Below are 15,956 nucleotides of genomic sequence, written 5' to 3' on the forward strand. Positions count from 1 at the left end.
TGACACGCCGTTGTGACCCCTAGGATTCTCCTTATCACCTCACCGGTCTCTTCGACAGGAACCCCATGAGCGACACTTCCTCCCCCTTCGGCTTCGAGCTCGTGCGGCGTGGGTACGACCGCGGTCAGGTGGACGACCGCATTACGAAGCTCGTCGCCGACCGCGACAGCGCGCTGGCCCGCATCACGTCGCTGGAAAAGCGGATCGAGGAGCTGCACCTCGAAACGCAGAACGCCCAGGCGCAGGTCAATGACGCCGAACCGTCCTACGCGGGCCTCGGTGCACGCGTGGAGAAGATCCTCCGGCTCGCCGAAGAGGAGGCGAAGGATCTGCGCGAGGAGGCCCGGCGGGCCGCCGAGCAGCACCGGGAGCTGGCCGAGTCGGCCGCCCAGCAGGTCCGTAACGACGCCGAGTCGTTCGCCGCCGAGCGCAAGGCGAAGGCGGAGGACGAGGGCGCCCGGATCGTCGAGAAGGCCAAGGGCGAGGCGTCCACGCTGCGCGCCGAGGCGCAGAAGGACGCACAGTCCAAGCGCGAGGAGGCGGACTCCCTCTTCGAGGAGACCCGCGCCAAGGCCGCGCAGGCGGCCGCCGACTTCGAGACCAACCTCGCCAAGCGCCGTGAGCAGTCCGAGCGCGACCTGGCCTCGCGTCAGGCCAAGGCCGAGAAGCGGCTCGCGGAGATCGAGCACCGTGCCGAGCAGCTCCGCCTGGAGGCCGAGAAGCTGCGTACGGACGCGGAGCGCCGGGCCCGCCAGACGGTGGAGACCGCGCAGCGCCAGGCCGAGGACATCGTGGCGGACGCGAACGCCAAGGCGGACCGGATCCGCAGCGAATCCGAGCGCGAGCTCGCGGCGCTGACGAACCGCCGCGACTCGATCAACGCGCAGCTGACCAACGTCCGCGAGATGCTGGCGACGCTGACCGGTGCGGCGGTGGCCGCGGCCGGTGCCCCCGGCGAGGACGAGACCGTCTCCCGCGGCGTCCCCGCCCAGCAGAGCCGCTGACCTCCCCCAGCTATCGCTGGGAGGTACCCCCACCCCCAGCCAACGCCGGGAGCTGCCCCCGGGCAGGCTTTCAGAGCAGCCCTGCGCGCCCCCGTACCGCCCCTGAGGCGTTGCGGGGGCGCGGTGCGTACGGGGGGTCAGCCGGGCGGCCCCGCCCCGGTGGCAGGGGCCCCCGGGCGCGCCTAGCGTGCTGTACATGATCGAGCTCGAGGGGCTGACCAAGCATTACGGCGACAAGGTCGCCGTGGACCACCTCACGTTCGCGGTGCGGCCCGGTATCGTCACCGGCTTCCTCGGCCCGAACGGCGCGGGCAAGTCGACGACCATGCGGATGATGCTCGACCTGGACAACCCGACGTCGGGGACGGTCCGGATCGACGGCAAGCACTACCGGCAGCTGAAGGATCCGCTCACCTATATCGGGGCGCTGCTGGAGGCGAAGGCGGTGCACGGCGGCCGGAGCGCCGCCAACCATCTGCTGTGTCTGGCGCAGAGCAACGGGATTCCCCGCAGGCGGGTCGCCGAGGTGCTGGACACCGTCGGGCTGAGCGCGGTCGCCAAGAAGCGCTCGAAGGGCTTCTCGCTCGGTATGAGCCAGCGGCTCGGTATCGCCGCGGCGCTGCTCGGCGACCCCCAGGTGCTGCTCTTCGACGAGCCGGTCAACGGGCTCGACCCCGAAGGCATCCACTGGATCCGCAATCTGATGAAGAACCTCGCCGGCCAGGGCCGGACGGTCTTCGTCTCCTCGCATCTGATGAGCGAGATGGCGCTGACCGCGGAGCATCTGATCGTGATCGGGCAGGGCCGGCTGATGGCCGACACCTCGATGAAGGACTTCATCCACCAGAACTCGCGCTCGTACGTCCGGATGCGGTCCCCGCAGCAGGAGAAGCTGCTGGATCTGCTGCACGACGAGGGCATCGACGCGGTGGCCGTCGGCAACGGGTCGCTGGAGATCGACGGGGTGCCCGCCGACCGGCTGGGCGAACTGGCCGCCCGGCATCAGCTGGTACTGCATGAGCTCAGCCCTCAGCAGGCCTCCCTGGAGGACGCGTTCATGCAGCTGACGGCCGAGTCGGTGGAGTATCACGCGCACGACGGCGAACCGGTGCCGGACCGGACCGGCGCACGGCCCGCGGGAGAACCACAGCCGGCCGGGGCACGGCCGGGCAAGCCGCAGCCGACCGGCTGGGGCGCGGACTGGCAGAAGAAGAGGAGCTGACGGATGGCGGCGCTGGGGCAGGTCATTCGGTCGGAGTGGACCAAGATCAGGTCGGTGCGGTCCACGGTGTGGACGCTGGGCATCGCCGTGGTGGTCACCATCGGGCTGGGCGTGCTGATCTGCACCCTGGCCACCAGCGACTTCAGCTCGATGCCGGCCCGGGACCGGCTGGCGTTCGACGCCACCAACATCAGCTTCGCCGGGATGGGCCTGGGCCAGCTGGCGATGATCGTCTTCGGCGTGCTGGTGGTCTCGAACGAGTACAGCACCGGCATGATCCGCGCCTCGCTGGCCGCCGTACCGCAGCGCGGCACCTTTCTGTTCTGCAAGCTGCTGGTGGCCACCGCGCTGGTCTTCGTCGTCGGTCTCGTCACCAGCTTCGTGACGTTCTTCGCCGGGCAGGCGGTGCTCGGTGACCTCCGGGCGCACCTCGGCGATCCGGGCGTGCTGCGCGCGGTGATCGGCGGCGGGCTCTATATGACGCTGATCGCGCTGTTCTCCATGGCCGTGGCCACGATGCTGCGCAGCCCGATGCTCTCGCTGGGCATCCTGATGCCGTTCTTCTTCCTGATCTCGAACATTCTGGGAAATGTCTCGGCGACCCGGAAAATCGGCCGCTATCTGCCGGACCAGGCAGGCTCGAAAATCATGCAGGTGATCCCACGGGCCAACGACGAGGTGCCGTACGGCCCGTGGGGCGGGCTCGGCATCATGATCGCCTGGACGGTGGTCGCGCTGGTCTGCGGGTTCGTGTTGTTGAAGAAGCGCGACGCGTAGCGCTGCGCTTGGCGGGTCTTCCCGCGTTTTCGGCTTTCCCGCCGTGGGGGTTTGTCGCCGTTGCGCCTGCGGCGGGCTGGGTGGTTGTCGGGTGCGGTGACGGGCCTCCGGGGCCTGGTGTGTGGACTGCTTCGCTTTACGTCCACACACCAGGCCCCTCCGGCCCGTCCCCTCCCGTTGGGGGAAAAGTGACGGTAGGTGGGGGTCCTCGTATGCCGTCGTGTAACCGGCCGCTCCGGTCCGTCGCTTTCCGTGGGTGGGGTGGTTGAGATGGCGGGTGAGGGGGGCGTCACCTGTGGCGATTGACGGGAACCGTCAATGTCCGGATAGCCTCCTAACCCTCACGGGGGTACGAGGGCGCCTCTGCCCCGACCATCTTGCGAGGGGCGGAGAATGATCGAGGCAGTCGGCCTGACGAAGCGCTACGGCGCCAAGACGGCCGTGTACAACCTGTCGTTCCAGGTACGGCCGGGCACGGTGACCGGCTTCCTGGGGCCCAACGGCTCCGGCAAGTCCACGACGATGCGCATGATCCTGGGCCTGGACGCACCGACCTCGGGGCGTGCCACCATCGCCGGCCGCCCCTTCCGCAGCCTCCCCAACGCTCCCCGCCAGGTGGGCGCACTGCTCGACGCCAAGGCCGTGCACGGCGGGCGCAGCGCGCGTCAGCATCTGCTCTCGCTCGCCCAGGTGTCCGGCATCCCGGCCCGCCGGGTCGACGAGGTGCTCGGTGTGGTCGGTCTGCAAGAGGTCGCGGGGCGGCGCAGCAAGGGCTTCTCGCTCGGGATGGGCCAGCGGCTCGGTATCGCCGCGGCGCTGCTCGGCGACCCCCAGGTGCTGCTCTTCGACGAGCCGGTCAACGGACTCGACCCCGAAGGCATCCTGTGGGTCCGCAATCTGATGAAGCAGCTGGCGAGCGAGGGCCGTACGGTCTTTGTCTCCTCGCATCTGATGAGCGAAATGGCGCTGACCGCCGAGCACTTGATCGTGATCGGCCGGGGTCAGCTGCTGGCGGATATGTCCGTGAAGGACTTCATCTCGGCCAACTCCGCCGATTTCGCCCGGGTCCGTACCCCGGACACCGAGCCGGAGCAGCGCGAGAAGCTGACCGCCGCGATCGGGGAGGCCGGCGGGCAGACCACGCCCGAGCCGGACGGTGCGCTGCGGGTGACCGGGCTGCCGCTCGCCCGCATCAGCGAGCTCGCGCATCAGGCCGACGTCCGGCTGTGGGAGCTGTCGCCGCACCAGGCCTCCCTGGAAGAGGCGTACATGCAGATGACGCAGGGCGCCGTGGACTACCGCTCGACGGCGGACGCGCGGGCCGGTCTCCAGGAGGCCGCCGCCGGGTACGCACCGCAGGGTGGCGCACCACAGGGGTTTGCGGGCGGCCCGGGGTACCCGGGTGGTCAGCCGGGTCTTCCCGGCCAGGTGCCGGCCGGTGTTCCCGGTCAGGGGCAGCCGAATCCGTACGCCCAGCAGGCACAGGGCTATCCGCCGCCCGCGCAAGGCCACCCGTACGGGGGACCCGAGCCGTACGGTGCGCCTCACCCGTACGGGCAACAGCCCGCCGCGCCGATGCCGCCCGCGGCTCCCGCCGCCCCCGCCGCCCAGCCCACGCCGCACCACGAGGACGCCCGATGACCAGCCCTCAGCAGCCGCAGCCCCAGCCGCAGCCTGAGCCCGGCCCCCACGACACCGGCGCACAGGAGCAGCCGGCGCCGGCCGCGCCGCCGATGCCGCCCGCCGCGCCGCAGGGCATGCCGCCGCAGACGCCGCCCGCCCAGCAGCAGCCCGGTCAGCAGCCGGCACCGGAGCAGCCCGCGCCCGCCAAGGAGGCCGGGACGATGATGCTTCAGGCCCAGTCCGCGCCCGGGCAGCCCGCGCCCGGCAAGGAAGCCGGCACGATGATGCTGCAGGCCCAGGCCCAGGCCCAGGGCCGGCCGCCCGCTCAGGGTCAGGCGCCCCAGGCGCCGGACCCGGCTCAGGGCGGGCAGGCACCCGCGCCGGCGCCGGGGCAGGCCCCCGCACAGCCCGCCCCGGCCAGGGAAGCCGGGACGATGATGCTCCAGGCCCAGCAGTACCCCGAGCCGCAGCCGCTCTCGGCGCACGGTCCGGGCAAGGAAGCGGGCACGATGATGCTCCAGGCCCAGGCACCGGCCCAGGCTCACGGCCAGGCACCGGCCCAGGCGCCGGCCCAGGCGCCGGCACCGGCCCAGCCCCAGGCCCAGCAGCCGCAGCACCAGCAGCCGCCGGCCCAGCCGCACCCCCAGCAGGCCTACGCCGGGGCGGGCGGCTATGTGTCGCCCATCCCGGTGCGCCCCACCCACCTCGGCCATGCGCTGCTCTCCGAGTGGACGAAGATCCGCTCGGTGCCCTCGACGATCTGGACGCTGGGCGTGATGCTGCTGCTGATCGTCGGCATCGGCCTGCTGGCCGCTCTCGCGGCGGGCTCGGAGCGCGAGCTGGACCCGCTGCTCGGCCTCGGCTTCGTCGGCGTCCTGCTCGGCAGCCTGTGCGTGATCACCCTGGGTGTGCTGTCGATCTCGTCCGAGTACGGCACCGGCATGGTCCGTACGACACTGACCGCCTGCCCCAGCCGGGTGCGGATGCTGACCGCGAAGGCGATCGTCTTCTTCACGCTCGCCCTGGTGATCACGACGGTCGCGACCACCCTGGTCGCCCTGCTCGACAGCGCGTTGCTCAACGGCCCCGCGCCGACCGGTGACCAGTGGCTGCGCGCCACCGTCGGCGCCGGTCTGTATGTCGCGCTACTCGGTCTGCTGGCGCTGTCCGTCGGCACGCTGCTGCGGCACTCGGCGGGCGCCATCAGCACGATGATGGGCGTGGTGCTGCTGCCGATGCTGCTGGCGCTGTTCCTGCAGGGCGAGAGCCTCAAGGACATCCAGCAGGCGCTGATCGAGTACTCGGTGCCCAGCGCGCTCGCGACGCTGTACGACATCCCGTTCCTGAGCACCGGCCCGACCGGCTGGACTCCCCTGTGGATCCTCGCCGGTGTGACCGCGGTGGCGCTGGGTGGCGCCTACGCCGCCCTCATGCAGCGCGACGTCTGACGCCGCGCCCCCGGCTCTCAGTAGCGGGGCGCATTCCGGGACCGCTGGAGCCGCGCGCTCCGGCGGTCCCGTGCGTTCCAGCACGCCTTGTGCCAGTGCCGGCGGTCATCGACATCGCCGTGCTGCGGCCAGGCGACGACATGCGGCACCCCGGGCGGGATCTCCTGGTCGCAGCCGGGGCAGCGGTAGTGCTTGGCCGCACCGCCGCCGCCGACCAGCCGGACGACCCACTCCTCGCCGCGCCACTCCTCGGTACGTTCCAGGCCGTAGCGGTCACCGCCCATGCGGTCGACGGGCTTCGCGCCGCCGTGCTGGCGGTTTCGACGCGGGGACACAGAGCACCTCGGAGAGTTACGGGGTCACGGGCTGTCACCAGCGTACGCGGCGCGGTCACGGGCGGACGCCCCTCGGCAGGTTTCTGCGATCATCGGGAAATTTAACGTCAGGCCGTGCCCTTGGCACGTGTCACACGTTGTTGCCTATAAGGGGGAGTCGCGTCGGCTGCGAGGAGGCAGAGAGCGATGCGCGTTGGGGCTTTCATCCTGGCCGCTCAATTCCCCGGTCAGGGACAGGGGGAAGCACTGCACCGCGCGGTGCGCTCCGCGGAGGTCGCGGAGGAAGCCGGACTCGACGATGTCTGGCTCGCGGAACACCACTTCGTACCGTACGGCGTCTGCCCGAATGCGGTGACGCTGGCCGCGCTGCTGCTGGGGCGGACCCGCCGGATCGGTGTCGGGACGGCGGTGAGCGTACTACCGACCCAGCATCCGGTAGCGCTCGGTGAGCAGGCGGCGTTGCTGCACCTCACCTCCGACGGCCGGTTCACGCTCGGCGTCGGCCGGGGCGGACCCTGGGTCGATCTGGAGGTCTTCGGCTCCGGGCTCGATGCGTACGACCACGGCTTCCCGGAGTCACTCGATCTGCTGATGCGCTGGCTGCGGGAGCCCCGGGTCGGCGCCCAGGGCGAGCGCTATGCGTTCCGGGAGGTGGCGGTGGTGCCCCGGCCGGCCGAGGCACTGACCGATCCGGACGGGTCCGGCCCGCCGGGCCCGCCGGTGGTGGTGGCCTGCACCTCCGCCGCGTCGGTCCGGACGGCCGCGGAGCGCGGACTCCCGATGCTGCTGGGGATGCACTGCGGCGACGAGGAGAAGGCTGAGATGGTCGCGCTGTGGCGGTCGGCTGCCCTGGAGGCCGGCCGGGACGGCGACGAGGTGGCCGCGGCCGCGCACGTCTCGGCGGGCGTGGTGCAGATCGCCGACGACCGCGAGACGGCGGCGGAGACCCTCGTGAAGGCGATGCCCGGCTGGCTGCAGCAGGGCCTGGGGGCGCATGTGACGGTCGACGGCCGCTATCGCGCGATGCGTGATCCGCTGGCCTATACGGAGCTGCTGTGCGGGCTGCATCCCGTCGGCCCGCCGCAGCTGTGCGCCGACCGGCTGGCGGCGACCTCGGAGCGTACGGGCATCACACGGTTCGCGCTGCTCGTCGAGGGCTCCGGCGACCTCGCGGCGACGGAGGAGAACGTACGCCGACTGGGCACGGAGGTCCTGCCCCAGCTGGGGTGACCGGTCCGGGTACGGCGGCCGCATGCGGCCGCCGGGGACGGGTTGACCGTGCCTGTCGTGCGGTGGGCCTGTCGTGCGGTGGTGCGGTGGCGCCGTACTCGGAGGTCGGCGTGCTGTGGGTGGTGCTGCCGCTGGCGCACCGGCACGGTGCGTATCACAACCGTGTGCGGGCAGCGGCAGCAACTCCGTTCAGCAGTCGCGGAGTTCGGGCGACTGGTTCAGCAGCTGACCGCGGATGGACGTGAAGCGGGCCAGACGGTCGTCCACCGCCGGGTCGAGCGGGAAGACCGCGACCCGGTGGCAGTTCTGAAAAGCGAGCCGCACACCGAAGTGGCGCTCGAGCGAACCACGGATGGCGTCACTCGCCAGCGCGCGCAGCAGCTGGCCGCGCGCCTGCTCGTCCGGCGGCGGCGTCTGATTGTCGGCGAACTCTCCGCCGTCCACCTTCAGCTGGGCCACCAGAGAGCTGATCATCCCCCATGCGAAGGGCAGGGAGGTCCGGACGCAGTCGACAAATGCGGCTTCGTCGACCTCGCCTCGCTCGGCCTGTTCGAGGAGGGCCGGTGAGACGTCGAGCGACATGAGGTTCTCCTCTCGCGGCCCCGCCGGGACGGACGGGGCCTAGGGACGGGACAAGGGGCTTTGCGACGGAGCGTGTTCGCCTCACAACCCCCCGCTTCAACGGTATGCCGCGCAAGAGGCCCGCACCAGGAGATTGCACATACAACCGGCCATTGGCGAACGCCGGGGGTGCGGGGATTTCCCCCGTAAAGGCACCGTGATCCAGGGCGAATCGCGTAGGTGGCCCCTGGTCGAGTAGCGTGACGCCCCATGCGTCTCGTCATCGCCCGCTGCTCCGTGGACTACGCGGGCCGGCTCACCGCCCACCTCCCTTCCGCCCCTCGCCTCATCCTGGTGAAGGCGGACGGCTCCGTCTCCATTCACGCGGACGACCGGGCCTACAAACCCCTCAACTGGATGTCGCCGCCCTGCACTCTCAAGGAGGGCGACGGTGATGTGTGGACGGTCGAGAACAAGGGCGGCGAGAAGCTCATCATCACCCTGGAGGAGGTCATGCACGACTCCTCGCACGAGCTCGGCGTCGACCCGGGCCTCATCAAGGACGGTGTGGAGGCCCACCTCCAGGAGCTGCTCGCGGACCGGATCGAAACCCTTGGGGAGGGATACTCCCTGATTCGGCGTGAATACCCCACTGCCATTGGCCCGGTGGATATCTTGTGCCGGGACGCCGATAGCCAGACCGTCGCCGTCGAGATCAAGCGACGTGGTGAGATCGACGGTGTCGAGCAGCTCACCCGCTACCTCGAACTCCTCAACCGCGACCCGCACTTGGCTCCGGTGAAGGGTATCTTCGCGGCTCAGGAGATCAAGCCGCAGGCGCGGGTACTGGCCACCGACCGCGGTATCGGCTGCGTCGTGCTGGACTACGACGCCCTGCGCGGCATCGAGGACGACAAGCTCCGCCTGTTCTGACCCCGCCCGCCCTTCAGGGGCGGCACAGCGCAACGGCCCGGCAGATGACCGGGCCGTTGCGCTGTTCTGTGCTGCGCCGCTTCCTGCGGGGCCGTCAGGTGGCCGGGGCGCTCTCCGTGCCGGAGGAGGTGGCCGTACCGTCCGAGGGGGTGCCGCCCCCGGAGGGGCTGGTACCGGAGCTGCCGCCCGCCGAGGGGCTGCCGGCCGAGGGGCCGGAGGCGGACTGCGAGGGGCTCTGGGTGGTCGGCTTGTCCGTCGGCTCCTCGGTGGGCGTCGGCCCCGTCGGCGTGGGATCGGTCGGCTCGTCCGTCGGCGTCGGGTCGGTCGGCTCGTCCGTCGGCGGGTGCGTGGGACGGGTCGGCCGGCCGGTCGGGGTGGTGGGCCGCTCGGTCGGCTGCGTCGGATCGGCCGTCGGGTCCGCCGACCCGGTGCCGGAGGCGCTGGGCGAGCCGCTGGGGGTGGTTCCGCTGGGCGACGGGGACGGGCTGTCCGACTGGCCGGCGGTGCCGGGACGGGACGTGCCGGGGCCGGTGGGCGGCAGGCTGGAGTCCGTGGCGGGCTGTTCGGCCGGCAGGTCGGTGCCGTCGCTGTCGTCCGTGGTCTGTTCCGTGTTGACCTTGTCGTTGGGGGAGCCGTCGCCGCCCGTCGCCCCGATGGTGACGACGGTGCCGAGGACGGCTGCCAGCAGCGCACCGGCGCCCGCGGCCACGACATTGCGCCGCGCCCCGCCGAATGCCCGCCGGACGCCCTTGCCGGCTCCGGCGCCGCTGTCGGTCGCGGCCGGGATGCCCGTGGTGGCTGTCGTCGAAGAAGCACCCCGGGCGATGAGCGTCTGCGCGGTCTGCTCGGTGCGCGGTTTGCGCAGCTTCGCGGACGAGGCGGCGTCGAAGGGGTTGGCGGCCGGTTCCTTCGGTGCGTCCCGCCGCGATGCGGAGGCCGCGCCCGGCGCCTGGGGCAGGGCCGTGGTGGCCGCTGCCGCGGAGTCGGCCCGCGTACGGTCGGTGACCAGCGCCAGGGCACGCCGGCCGGCGACCGCGCCATTGCGGTCGGAGAGCACCCCGCGCAGCCCGATGGACGCCTCCAGTTCGGCGCGCGCCCGGTCGAGGCTGCCGGTGCACAGGGCCAGCACTCCCAGCTCGTGGTGGAAGTAGGCCTCCTCGGCGACCTCACCGGCGACCCGCGCGGCCTCCTGGCCGTGCCGCAGGCTGCGTTCCCAGGCGCTCCAGTGCAGTGCCGCGGCGAACGCCGGGGCGGCCGTACGGGCGAGCAGCACGGCCGCGCTGGCGTGCCCGCTCTCCCGGCTGCCGGTCAGTACGCCCATCGCGGCCAGCGCCACATCGGACTCGGCGGCGGCCCGCTCGGGCGTCACCGAGGGGTGCCCGGCCCACCAGGCGTAGTGCTGGGCGACGGTGTGCGCCCGTGCGGGGGCGCCGTCCGCGTAGCCGGCCGCCGTCAGCTGGTCCTGGACGGTGACGGCGAGCCGGTAGTGGCCGCCGGCCGGGGTGATCAGGCCGCAGGCCAGCAGCTCGCCGAGGGCGGCGTCGGCGTGGGTGTCCTGGGTGAGGGCCGGCAGATGCGCCTGGTGCGGCAGCTCGCCGCCGAGGGCGACGGCGAAGCGCAGGGTCTCCCGGGCGGCCTCGGTCAGCCGCGAGGCGAGCAGCGGGGCCGGGGCGGCGGCCTCACCGAGGGACGGCAGCGGCACCTCCGGCTGCTCGGCGGGCTCGGCATCCTCGGCGGCCGGGTCGGTGGTGTCCCGCCCGTCCTCGGGGAAGAGGCCGTAGCCGTCGTCGAGGGCGCCCGGTGCGGCCCGGAGCCGGTCGTACTGCCGCAGCAGGGCGGCGGCCTGGACGAACCGCAGCGGCAGGCCCTCGGACTCGAACCAGAGGTCGGCGGCCCAGGACTCCTCGTCGTCGGTGAGCGGCCGGTCCACGGCGCGCTCCAGCAGCCGGCCGCAGGCGCCGCGGCCGATGCCGCCGAGGAAGACCTCTTCGAGGTGTGAGTTGGCGCTGGGGGCCGCGACGTCGGGTGTGGCGGCGATCAGGAAGGCGCATTCGGGGGTGGCGTCGAGCAGCTCGTCGAGCGCGGCACCGCCGAATTCCAGGTCGTCCAGGACGACGATCGCGCCGATCTCGGCGACCATGCGCAGCATCTCGGCCCGGTCGGGGCGGTGCTGCGGGGCCCGGTAGACGGCCGCGAACAGCGCGTACAGCAGGTCGGTGGAGGTGTGGTGGTAGCCGGAGAGCCGGACGACGCCGTCGGGGGCGAGGTCGGCGCAGGCGGTGGCGACGGCGTCCAGCAGCCGGGTGCGGCCGGAGCCCGAGGGGCCGGTGACGCGGACGGAACGGCCGCGGGAGAGCAGCCGGACCAGGCGCTCGGTGTCCTCGGCGCGCTCTTCGAGTGCGGTCTCGTGGCCGGCGAATCCGGACGGGCCCGGCGGCAGCGGGGGTGCGGCGGCACGGGCGGCCGCGGCGCGTTCCTGCGGGTCGAGCCTGCCGGGGGCGGCGGGGCGCTCACCGGGCGGGCAGGGCTCTATTTCGCTGCCGTCGACGGGGTTGACGGTGACGAGGTAGGGGCCCGAGACGAGCCGGACGACACGGGCGAGCCCGGCAGAGCCGCTCTGCGCGCCGCCGAACGCGGGGGCCGGCGGCTCGGCAGGGCTGCCCTGCTCGCCGTATTCCTCGGGTCCCCGGTGGGTGTTCGGGTCCATGCTGCAAGCTCCCAGATGCTTCGTTCCGCTCCGCCTCCGCCAGGCGTCCTCGGCCCAGGAGTCGGAGCTGCGTGCCGACTGCGCTTCCGGCCGTCCGCACTCCCCCGGCTCCGGCAGGTCGTCCTCAGCCGTCGCGTCTGGTCCGGTGCCCGCCGCGGATGATGGCATACGGGCGGGAACCGAACCTTAGACCTGCACAGCGGGCGGACGCACTGCCGGGGGCCGGTCCTGACCGGAACTTCCGGGATTGTGCGGTATCCCGCGCTTTACGACATTTCCGTCGCTCAGCTCTGCATTTTTCGGCACTCTTCGTCCTGCAAACCTGATCGCCCCGGTGGCGCCGTGAGGCCGTCGGGCGGCGCACCGCCCTTGCCTCACACCCGGGGAACCGATTCCGCTTCGATACCGCCCTCGATCGCGAGGATGCGGTGCAGTCTCGTGGCGACCAGCAGGCGCTGCATCTGGGGCGGCACTCCGCGCAGCACCAGCCTGCGGTTGACCCGGCCGGCGCGACGGTGCGCGCCCATGATCACGCCGAGGCCGGTGGCGTCCCAGGAATCCAGCTCGGTCAGGTCCAGCACGAGATCGCCCCGACCGGAGTCGACGGCGGCGTGCAGGGCCGTACGGGCGTCCGCCGCGCTGCGGACGTCAAGGCGGCCCCCGACGACCAGCTCGGCGTGGTCGCCCCTGATGTGCATATGCGCTCCCCGGTGTCATGGGTGGTGATGCCTGGACGTCTACAGATCTGACTGCCTCTCGCGCGGCGAAGTTGCCGCCTGTAAGCGAACCGATACCGAATTCACCCCACAGGGTGACGCCATCAGGCCGATGGGCCTGACGCGGCATCAGTGCTCGTAGAAGCCCTGCCCACTCTTGCGTCCGATATCGCCCGCGTCGACCATCCGACGCATGATCTCCGGCGGTGCGAACTTCTCGTCCTGGGACTCGGTGTAGATGTTGTCGGTGGCGTGCAGCAGGATGTCGACGCCCGTCAGGTCGGCGGTGGCCAGCGGTCCCATCGCATGGCCGAAGCCCAACTTGCAGGCGGTGTCGATGTCCTCGGCGCTGGCCACGCCGGATTCGTAGAGCTTGGCGGCCTCGACGACCAGCGCAGAGATCAGGCGGGTGGTGACGAAGCCGGCCACATCGCGGTTGACGACGACACAGGTCTTGCCGACCGACTCGGCGAACTGCCGGGCGGTGGCGAGGGTTTCGTCGCTGGTCTTGTAACCGCGGACCAGCTCGCACAGCTGCATCATCGGCACCGGCGAGAAGAAGTGCGTACCGACGACCCGCTCGGGGCGGGAGGTGGCCGCGGCGATCTTGGTGATCGGGATGGCGGAGGTGTTGGAGGCCAGCACCGCCTCGTCCTTGGCCAGCTTGTCCAGCGTCTGGAAGATCTCCCGCTTGATCTCGATCCGCTCGAAGACGGCCTCGACGACGATATCGGCGTCGGCGACGGCCTCCAGGTCGGTCGTGGTGGTGATGCGGGCCAGCGCCTGCTCGGCGTCGGACGCCGCCAGCTTGCCCTTGGCGACGAACTTCTCGTACGAGGCCTCGATGCCACCCTTGCCCCGGGCCAGCGCCTCGTCCGTCACATCGCGGAGGACCACGTCCCAGCCCGCCTGGGCGGAGACCTGCGCGATACCGGACCCCATGAGTCCGGCGCCGATGACGGCGAGCTTCTTTGCCACTGCTGTCCCCTCACACCCTGTGCATTTGACGGTCCTGGGTGACGTTAGCGGTCGTGAGCGATCCTTTGGAGGGTAAGAGATGCGCGTCACGTCTCAGATGACGGACATCACACGGACGGGGCGCGCGAACCGGACAGTCCGCATTCAGTCGGCCGTCCGTACGGCGTAGTTGAGGACCTTTTCACCCAGTAGCTCTTCCATCTCGTCGAGCAGCACCAGGGCCTCACGGGAGACCTCGGCGGGCTTGCGGCCGTCGAGCATCTCGTGCGCGATCCACCCCATCAGACTCTGGTGCACCCAGCCGATCTGGCCGGCCATCAGGCCCGGCAGCGGATCGCCGGCAGCGGCACCGGTCTCCTCCCGGAGCGTTTCCTCCAGGTTGAAGTGGATCTCCTGCTCCATGTACCAGAGGCGCGCCTTGAGGGTGGGCGCCCCGTGCACCACCCGCATGAACTGGTCGTAACCCTCGATCAGACCGACCCGTGGCGAGACCGCCTCGACCTCTTCGCGCAGTTCCCGCAGCACGGCGGTGGCCGCGGACTCCCCCGCGACCCGGCCCCGTACGAAGCGCGAGAGCCGGTCCACGAGGCCCTTGCTCCGGTCGAAGAAGAGGTCCTCCTTGGCCGGGAAGTAGTTGTAGACGGTGTTGACGGAGACCTCGGCCGCGTCGGCGATCTCCGCGATGGTCACCGCATCGAAGCCGCGCGCCAGGAACAGGCCGGTGGCCACGTCCGAGATGTACTGGCGGGTCTGCCGCTTCTTCCGCTCCCTGAGCCCCTCTGCCATGCCCTCACCCTACCTCTCGATGGGGGCGGTGCAATTTTGGGGGCGTTGCAATTTTTCAGTCACTCTGTTTTTCTGAGGGCATGCCAGTCCTCAGCGCGTCCGGACTCGCCCGGACCTTCACCACCAAACGCGGCGCCGTCGAGGCCGTCCGCGGTATCGATCTCACCGCCGAGCGCGGCGAGATCCTCGGCTTCCTCGGCCCCAACGGCGCCGGAAAGACCACCACTCTGCGGATGCTCACGACCCTGCTGGCGCCCACCGGCGGCACCGCGACCGTCGCCGGCCGCGACCTCGTCCGCGACCCGGCGGGCGTACGCCGCGCCTCCGGCTACGTCGCCCAGTCCGGCGGAGTGGACCCCCACGTCTCGGTCCGCGAGGAGCTGGTCACCCAGGCCCGCCTCTACCGCCTCGGCAAGGCCGAAGCCCACGCCCGTACCGAGGAGTTGGCCGCCGAACTGGGCCTCGACGGGCTGCTCGACCGCAGGACCGCCACGCTCTCCGGCGGCCAGCGGCGCCGGCTGGACATCGCGATGGGGCTCACCCACCGCCCCCAGGTGCTCTTCCTCGACGAGCCCACCACCGGGCTCGACCCGGGCAGCCGCGCCGATCTGTGGGAGCTGGTCCGCCGGATCCGTGCCGAGCACGGCACCACCGTCTTCCTGACGACCCACTACCTCGACGAGGCCGATGCGCTGGCCGACCGGCTGGTGATCGTCGACAAGGGCGTGGTGGTCGCGGAGGGCACCCCGGAGGCCCTCAAACGCGCTTATGCCGGCTCCCCCGACGCCTCCCTCCAGGACACCTTCCTCGCGATCACCGGGCGCGGTGCCACGCCCCACGACCAGGCCCCCGTCGCCGTCTAGGAGCTCCCCTTGTCCACCCTGCTCTCCGACACCGCGCTGGTCTTCGGGCGGTACGCCCGCCAGACGCTGCGCTCCAGGCTCCAGATGCTCTTCGGCGTGCTGATGCCGCTGCTGTATCTGCTGTTCTTCGGTCCGCTGCTGACCGGTCTGCCGCTGTCCTCGTCGGGCAGCTCCTGGCAGGTTCTGGTGCCCGGACTCCTGCTCCAACTCGCCCTGTTCGGCGCCTCGTTCTGCGGTTTCGGCATCATCGTCGAGAAGCAGTACGGGGTCGTGGAGCGGATGCGGGTGACGCCGGTGAGCCGGCTGGCGCTGCTGCTGGGACGGGTGCTGCGGGACGCCCTGCTGTTCGTCTTCCAGGCGGTGCTGCTGGTGCTGGCCGCGCTGGCCATGGGACTGCGCGCACCCCTGCCCGGCATCCTCATCGGCTTCGCGTTCGTCGCCGTGCTGACCGTGGCGCTGGCCTCGCTGTCGTACGCGCTGGCGCTGAACGTCAGCACCCCGCAGGAGTTCGGGCCGGTCATCAACGCCGTCACCATGCCCTCGATGCTGCTGTCCGGGCTGATGCTGCCGATGGCGCTGGGGCCCAAGTGGCTCGATGTGCTCTCGCACTTCATGCCGTTCCGCTATCTGGTGGACGCGGTCCGCGCGGCCTTCGTCGGCTCCTACGCCTCATCGGCCATGCTCTACGGCGTGCTGGTGGCGGTCGCGTTCGCCGCACTGTCCGTGACCTATTGCACCCGGGCTTTCCGCAGGTCCGCGGCGTAGGCTCGCTC

General features: G+C 71.5%; 15 protein-coding genes. 9 read left to right on the plus strand and 6 right to left on the minus strand.

The genetic code is table 11. The annotated features are described in order from the left end of the window. Positions 1 to 65 precede the first annotated feature (65 nt). The 5 genes from SLV14N_RS12210 to SLV14N_RS12230 all read left to right on the plus strand — a co-directional run bounded on the left by SLV14N_RS12210 (position 66) and on the right by SLV14N_RS12230 (position 6,074). A complete protein-coding gene (locus tag SLV14N_RS12210; protein WP_018087363.1) occupies positions 66 to 1,004 on the plus strand; it encodes a cellulose-binding protein in 939 nt (312 codons plus the stop codon). Positions 1,005 to 1,200: 196 nt separating this feature from the next. Continuing rightward, positions 1,201 to 2,226 carry an ABC transporter ATP-binding protein gene (locus SLV14N_RS12215; protein ID WP_208680953.1) on the plus strand — a complete coding sequence of 342 codons (1,026 nt, stop codon included), beginning with the start codon at positions 1,201 to 1,203 and terminating at the stop codon, positions 2,224 to 2,226. Positions 2,227 to 2,229: 3 nt separating this feature from the next. Further along, positions 2,230 to 3,003 carry an ABC transporter permease subunit gene (locus SLV14N_RS12220; RefSeq protein WP_208680954.1) on the plus strand — a complete coding sequence of 258 codons (774 nt, stop codon included), beginning with the start codon at positions 2,230 to 2,232 and terminating at the stop codon, positions 3,001 to 3,003. Positions 3,004 to 3,396: 393 nt separating this feature from the next. After that, the gene (locus tag SLV14N_RS12225) at positions 3,397 to 4,644 is read left to right on the plus strand and encodes an ABC transporter ATP-binding protein (protein WP_208680955.1); all 1,248 of its coding nucleotides are present in this window, start codon (positions 3,397 to 3,399) and stop codon (positions 4,642 to 4,644) included. A 494-nt stretch (positions 4,645 to 5,138) separates the two neighbouring features. Continuing rightward, positions 5,139 to 6,074: an ABC transporter permease subunit gene (locus SLV14N_RS12230; RefSeq protein ID WP_208687834.1), complete on the plus strand. Its 936-nt coding sequence runs from the start codon at positions 5,139 to 5,141 to the stop codon at positions 6,072 to 6,074. Positions 6,075 to 6,091: 17 nt separating this feature from the next. On the opposite strand, the gene SLV14N_RS12235 is transcribed toward SLV14N_RS12230, so the two are convergent. Continuing rightward, positions 6,092 to 6,409 (minus strand): ATP/GTP-binding protein, encoded by a 318-nt coding sequence (locus SLV14N_RS12235; protein ID WP_127153050.1) that lies wholly within the window; start codon positions 6,407 to 6,409, stop codon positions 6,092 to 6,094. Between the two features lie 186 nt (positions 6,410 to 6,595). Here SLV14N_RS12235 and SLV14N_RS12240 point away from each other — a divergent pair, with 186 nt between their 5' ends. Beyond that, complete coding sequence (locus SLV14N_RS12240; RefSeq protein WP_208680956.1) at positions 6,596 to 7,639, plus strand: LLM class flavin-dependent oxidoreductase; 1,044 nt, start codon at positions 6,596 to 6,598, stop codon at positions 7,637 to 7,639. Positions 7,640 to 7,828: 189 nt separating this feature from the next. On the opposite strand, the gene SLV14N_RS12245 is transcribed toward SLV14N_RS12240, so the two are convergent. Beyond that, complete coding sequence (locus SLV14N_RS12245) at positions 7,829 to 8,221, minus strand: SCO5389 family protein (protein WP_018087370.1); 393 nt, start codon at positions 8,219 to 8,221, stop codon at positions 7,829 to 7,831. Positions 8,222 to 8,470: 249 nt separating this feature from the next. Between SLV14N_RS12245 and nucS the strand changes: the two genes are divergently transcribed. Next, complete coding sequence (nucS, locus tag SLV14N_RS12250) at positions 8,471 to 9,133, plus strand: endonuclease NucS (protein ID WP_127153048.1); 663 nt, start codon at positions 8,471 to 8,473, stop codon at positions 9,131 to 9,133. Between the two features lie 94 nt (positions 9,134 to 9,227). Here the strand turns inward: nucS and SLV14N_RS12255 are convergent, their stop codons facing one another. The 4 genes from SLV14N_RS12255 to SLV14N_RS12270 all read right to left on the minus strand — a co-directional run bounded on the left by SLV14N_RS12255 (position 9,228) and on the right by SLV14N_RS12270 (position 14,320). Next, on the minus strand, positions 9,228 to 11,840 hold the full coding sequence (locus tag SLV14N_RS12255) for an ATP-binding protein (RefSeq protein WP_263269328.1): 2,613 nt from the start codon (positions 11,838 to 11,840) through the stop codon (positions 9,228 to 9,230). A gap of 374 nt (positions 11,841 to 12,214) precedes the next feature. Further along, complete coding sequence (locus tag SLV14N_RS12260) at positions 12,215 to 12,538, minus strand: STAS domain-containing protein (protein WP_042148793.1); 324 nt, start codon at positions 12,536 to 12,538, stop codon at positions 12,215 to 12,217. Between the two features lie 147 nt (positions 12,539 to 12,685). Further along, entirely contained in the window at positions 12,686 to 13,534 is an 849-nt protein-coding gene (locus SLV14N_RS12265) for a 3-hydroxyacyl-CoA dehydrogenase family protein (RefSeq protein WP_263269329.1), read from the minus strand. A gap of 144 nt (positions 13,535 to 13,678) precedes the next feature. Then, entirely contained in the window at positions 13,679 to 14,320 is a 642-nt protein-coding gene (locus SLV14N_RS12270) for a TetR/AcrR family transcriptional regulator (RefSeq protein ID WP_208680959.1), read from the minus strand. Between the two features lie 80 nt (positions 14,321 to 14,400). On the opposite strand from SLV14N_RS12270, the gene SLV14N_RS12275 reads away from it, so the two are divergent. Both SLV14N_RS12275 and SLV14N_RS12280 read left to right on the plus strand, forming a co-directional pair. Then, positions 14,401 to 15,183, plus strand: coding sequence for an ABC transporter ATP-binding protein (locus SLV14N_RS12275; RefSeq protein WP_263269330.1), 783 nt, complete (start codon positions 14,401 to 14,403; stop codon positions 15,181 to 15,183). A gap of 9 nt (positions 15,184 to 15,192) precedes the next feature. After that, positions 15,193 to 15,948: an ABC transporter permease gene (locus SLV14N_RS12280; protein WP_208680961.1), complete on the plus strand. Its 756-nt coding sequence runs from the start codon at positions 15,193 to 15,195 to the stop codon at positions 15,946 to 15,948. Positions 15,949 to 15,956: the final 8 nt, after the last annotated feature.

The organism is Streptomyces sp. Je 1-4 4N24, from assembly GCF_026239515.1.
Lineage (GTDB): Bacteria > Actinomycetota > Actinomycetes > Streptomycetales > Streptomycetaceae > Streptomyces > Streptomyces nigrescens.

What these genes read in the sequence shown, in the direction of transcription:
- SLV14N_RS12260 (WP_042148793.1), bottom strand. Translation starts at nt 12,538, where the DNA reads ATGCACATCAGGGGCGACCACGCCGAGCTGGTCGTCGGGGGCCGCCTT.
- SLV14N_RS12245 (WP_018087370.1), bottom strand. Translation starts at nt 8,221, where the DNA reads ATGTCGCTCGACGTCTCACCGGCCCTCCTCGAACAGGCCGAGCGAGGC.
- SLV14N_RS12270 (WP_208680959.1), bottom strand. Translation starts at nt 14,320, where the DNA reads ATGGCAGAGGGGCTCAGGGAGCGGAAGAAGCGGCAGACCCGCCAGTAC.
- SLV14N_RS12275 (WP_263269330.1), top strand. Translation starts at nt 14,401, where the DNA reads ATGCCAGTCCTCAGCGCGTCCGGACTCGCCCGGACCTTCACCACCAAA.
- nucS (WP_127153048.1), top strand. Translation starts at nt 8,471, where the DNA reads ATGCGTCTCGTCATCGCCCGCTGCTCCGTGGACTACGCGGGCCGGCTC.
- SLV14N_RS12220 (WP_208680954.1), top strand. Translation starts at nt 2,230, where the DNA reads ATGGCGGCGCTGGGGCAGGTCATTCGGTCGGAGTGGACCAAGATCAGG.
- SLV14N_RS12210 (WP_018087363.1), top strand. Translation starts at nt 66, where the DNA reads ATGAGCGACACTTCCTCCCCCTTCGGCTTCGAGCTCGTGCGGCGTGGG.
- SLV14N_RS12215 (WP_208680953.1), top strand. Translation starts at nt 1,201, where the DNA reads ATGATCGAGCTCGAGGGGCTGACCAAGCATTACGGCGACAAGGTCGCC.
- SLV14N_RS12255 (WP_263269328.1), bottom strand. Translation starts at nt 11,840, where the DNA reads ATGGACCCGAACACCCACCGGGGACCCGAGGAATACGGCGAGCAGGGC.
- SLV14N_RS12240 (WP_208680956.1), top strand. Translation starts at nt 6,596, where the DNA reads ATGCGCGTTGGGGCTTTCATCCTGGCCGCTCAATTCCCCGGTCAGGGA.
- SLV14N_RS12230 (WP_208687834.1), top strand. Translation starts at nt 5,139, where the DNA reads ATGCTCCAGGCCCAGGCACCGGCCCAGGCTCACGGCCAGGCACCGGCC.
- SLV14N_RS12225 (WP_208680955.1), top strand. Translation starts at nt 3,397, where the DNA reads ATGATCGAGGCAGTCGGCCTGACGAAGCGCTACGGCGCCAAGACGGCC.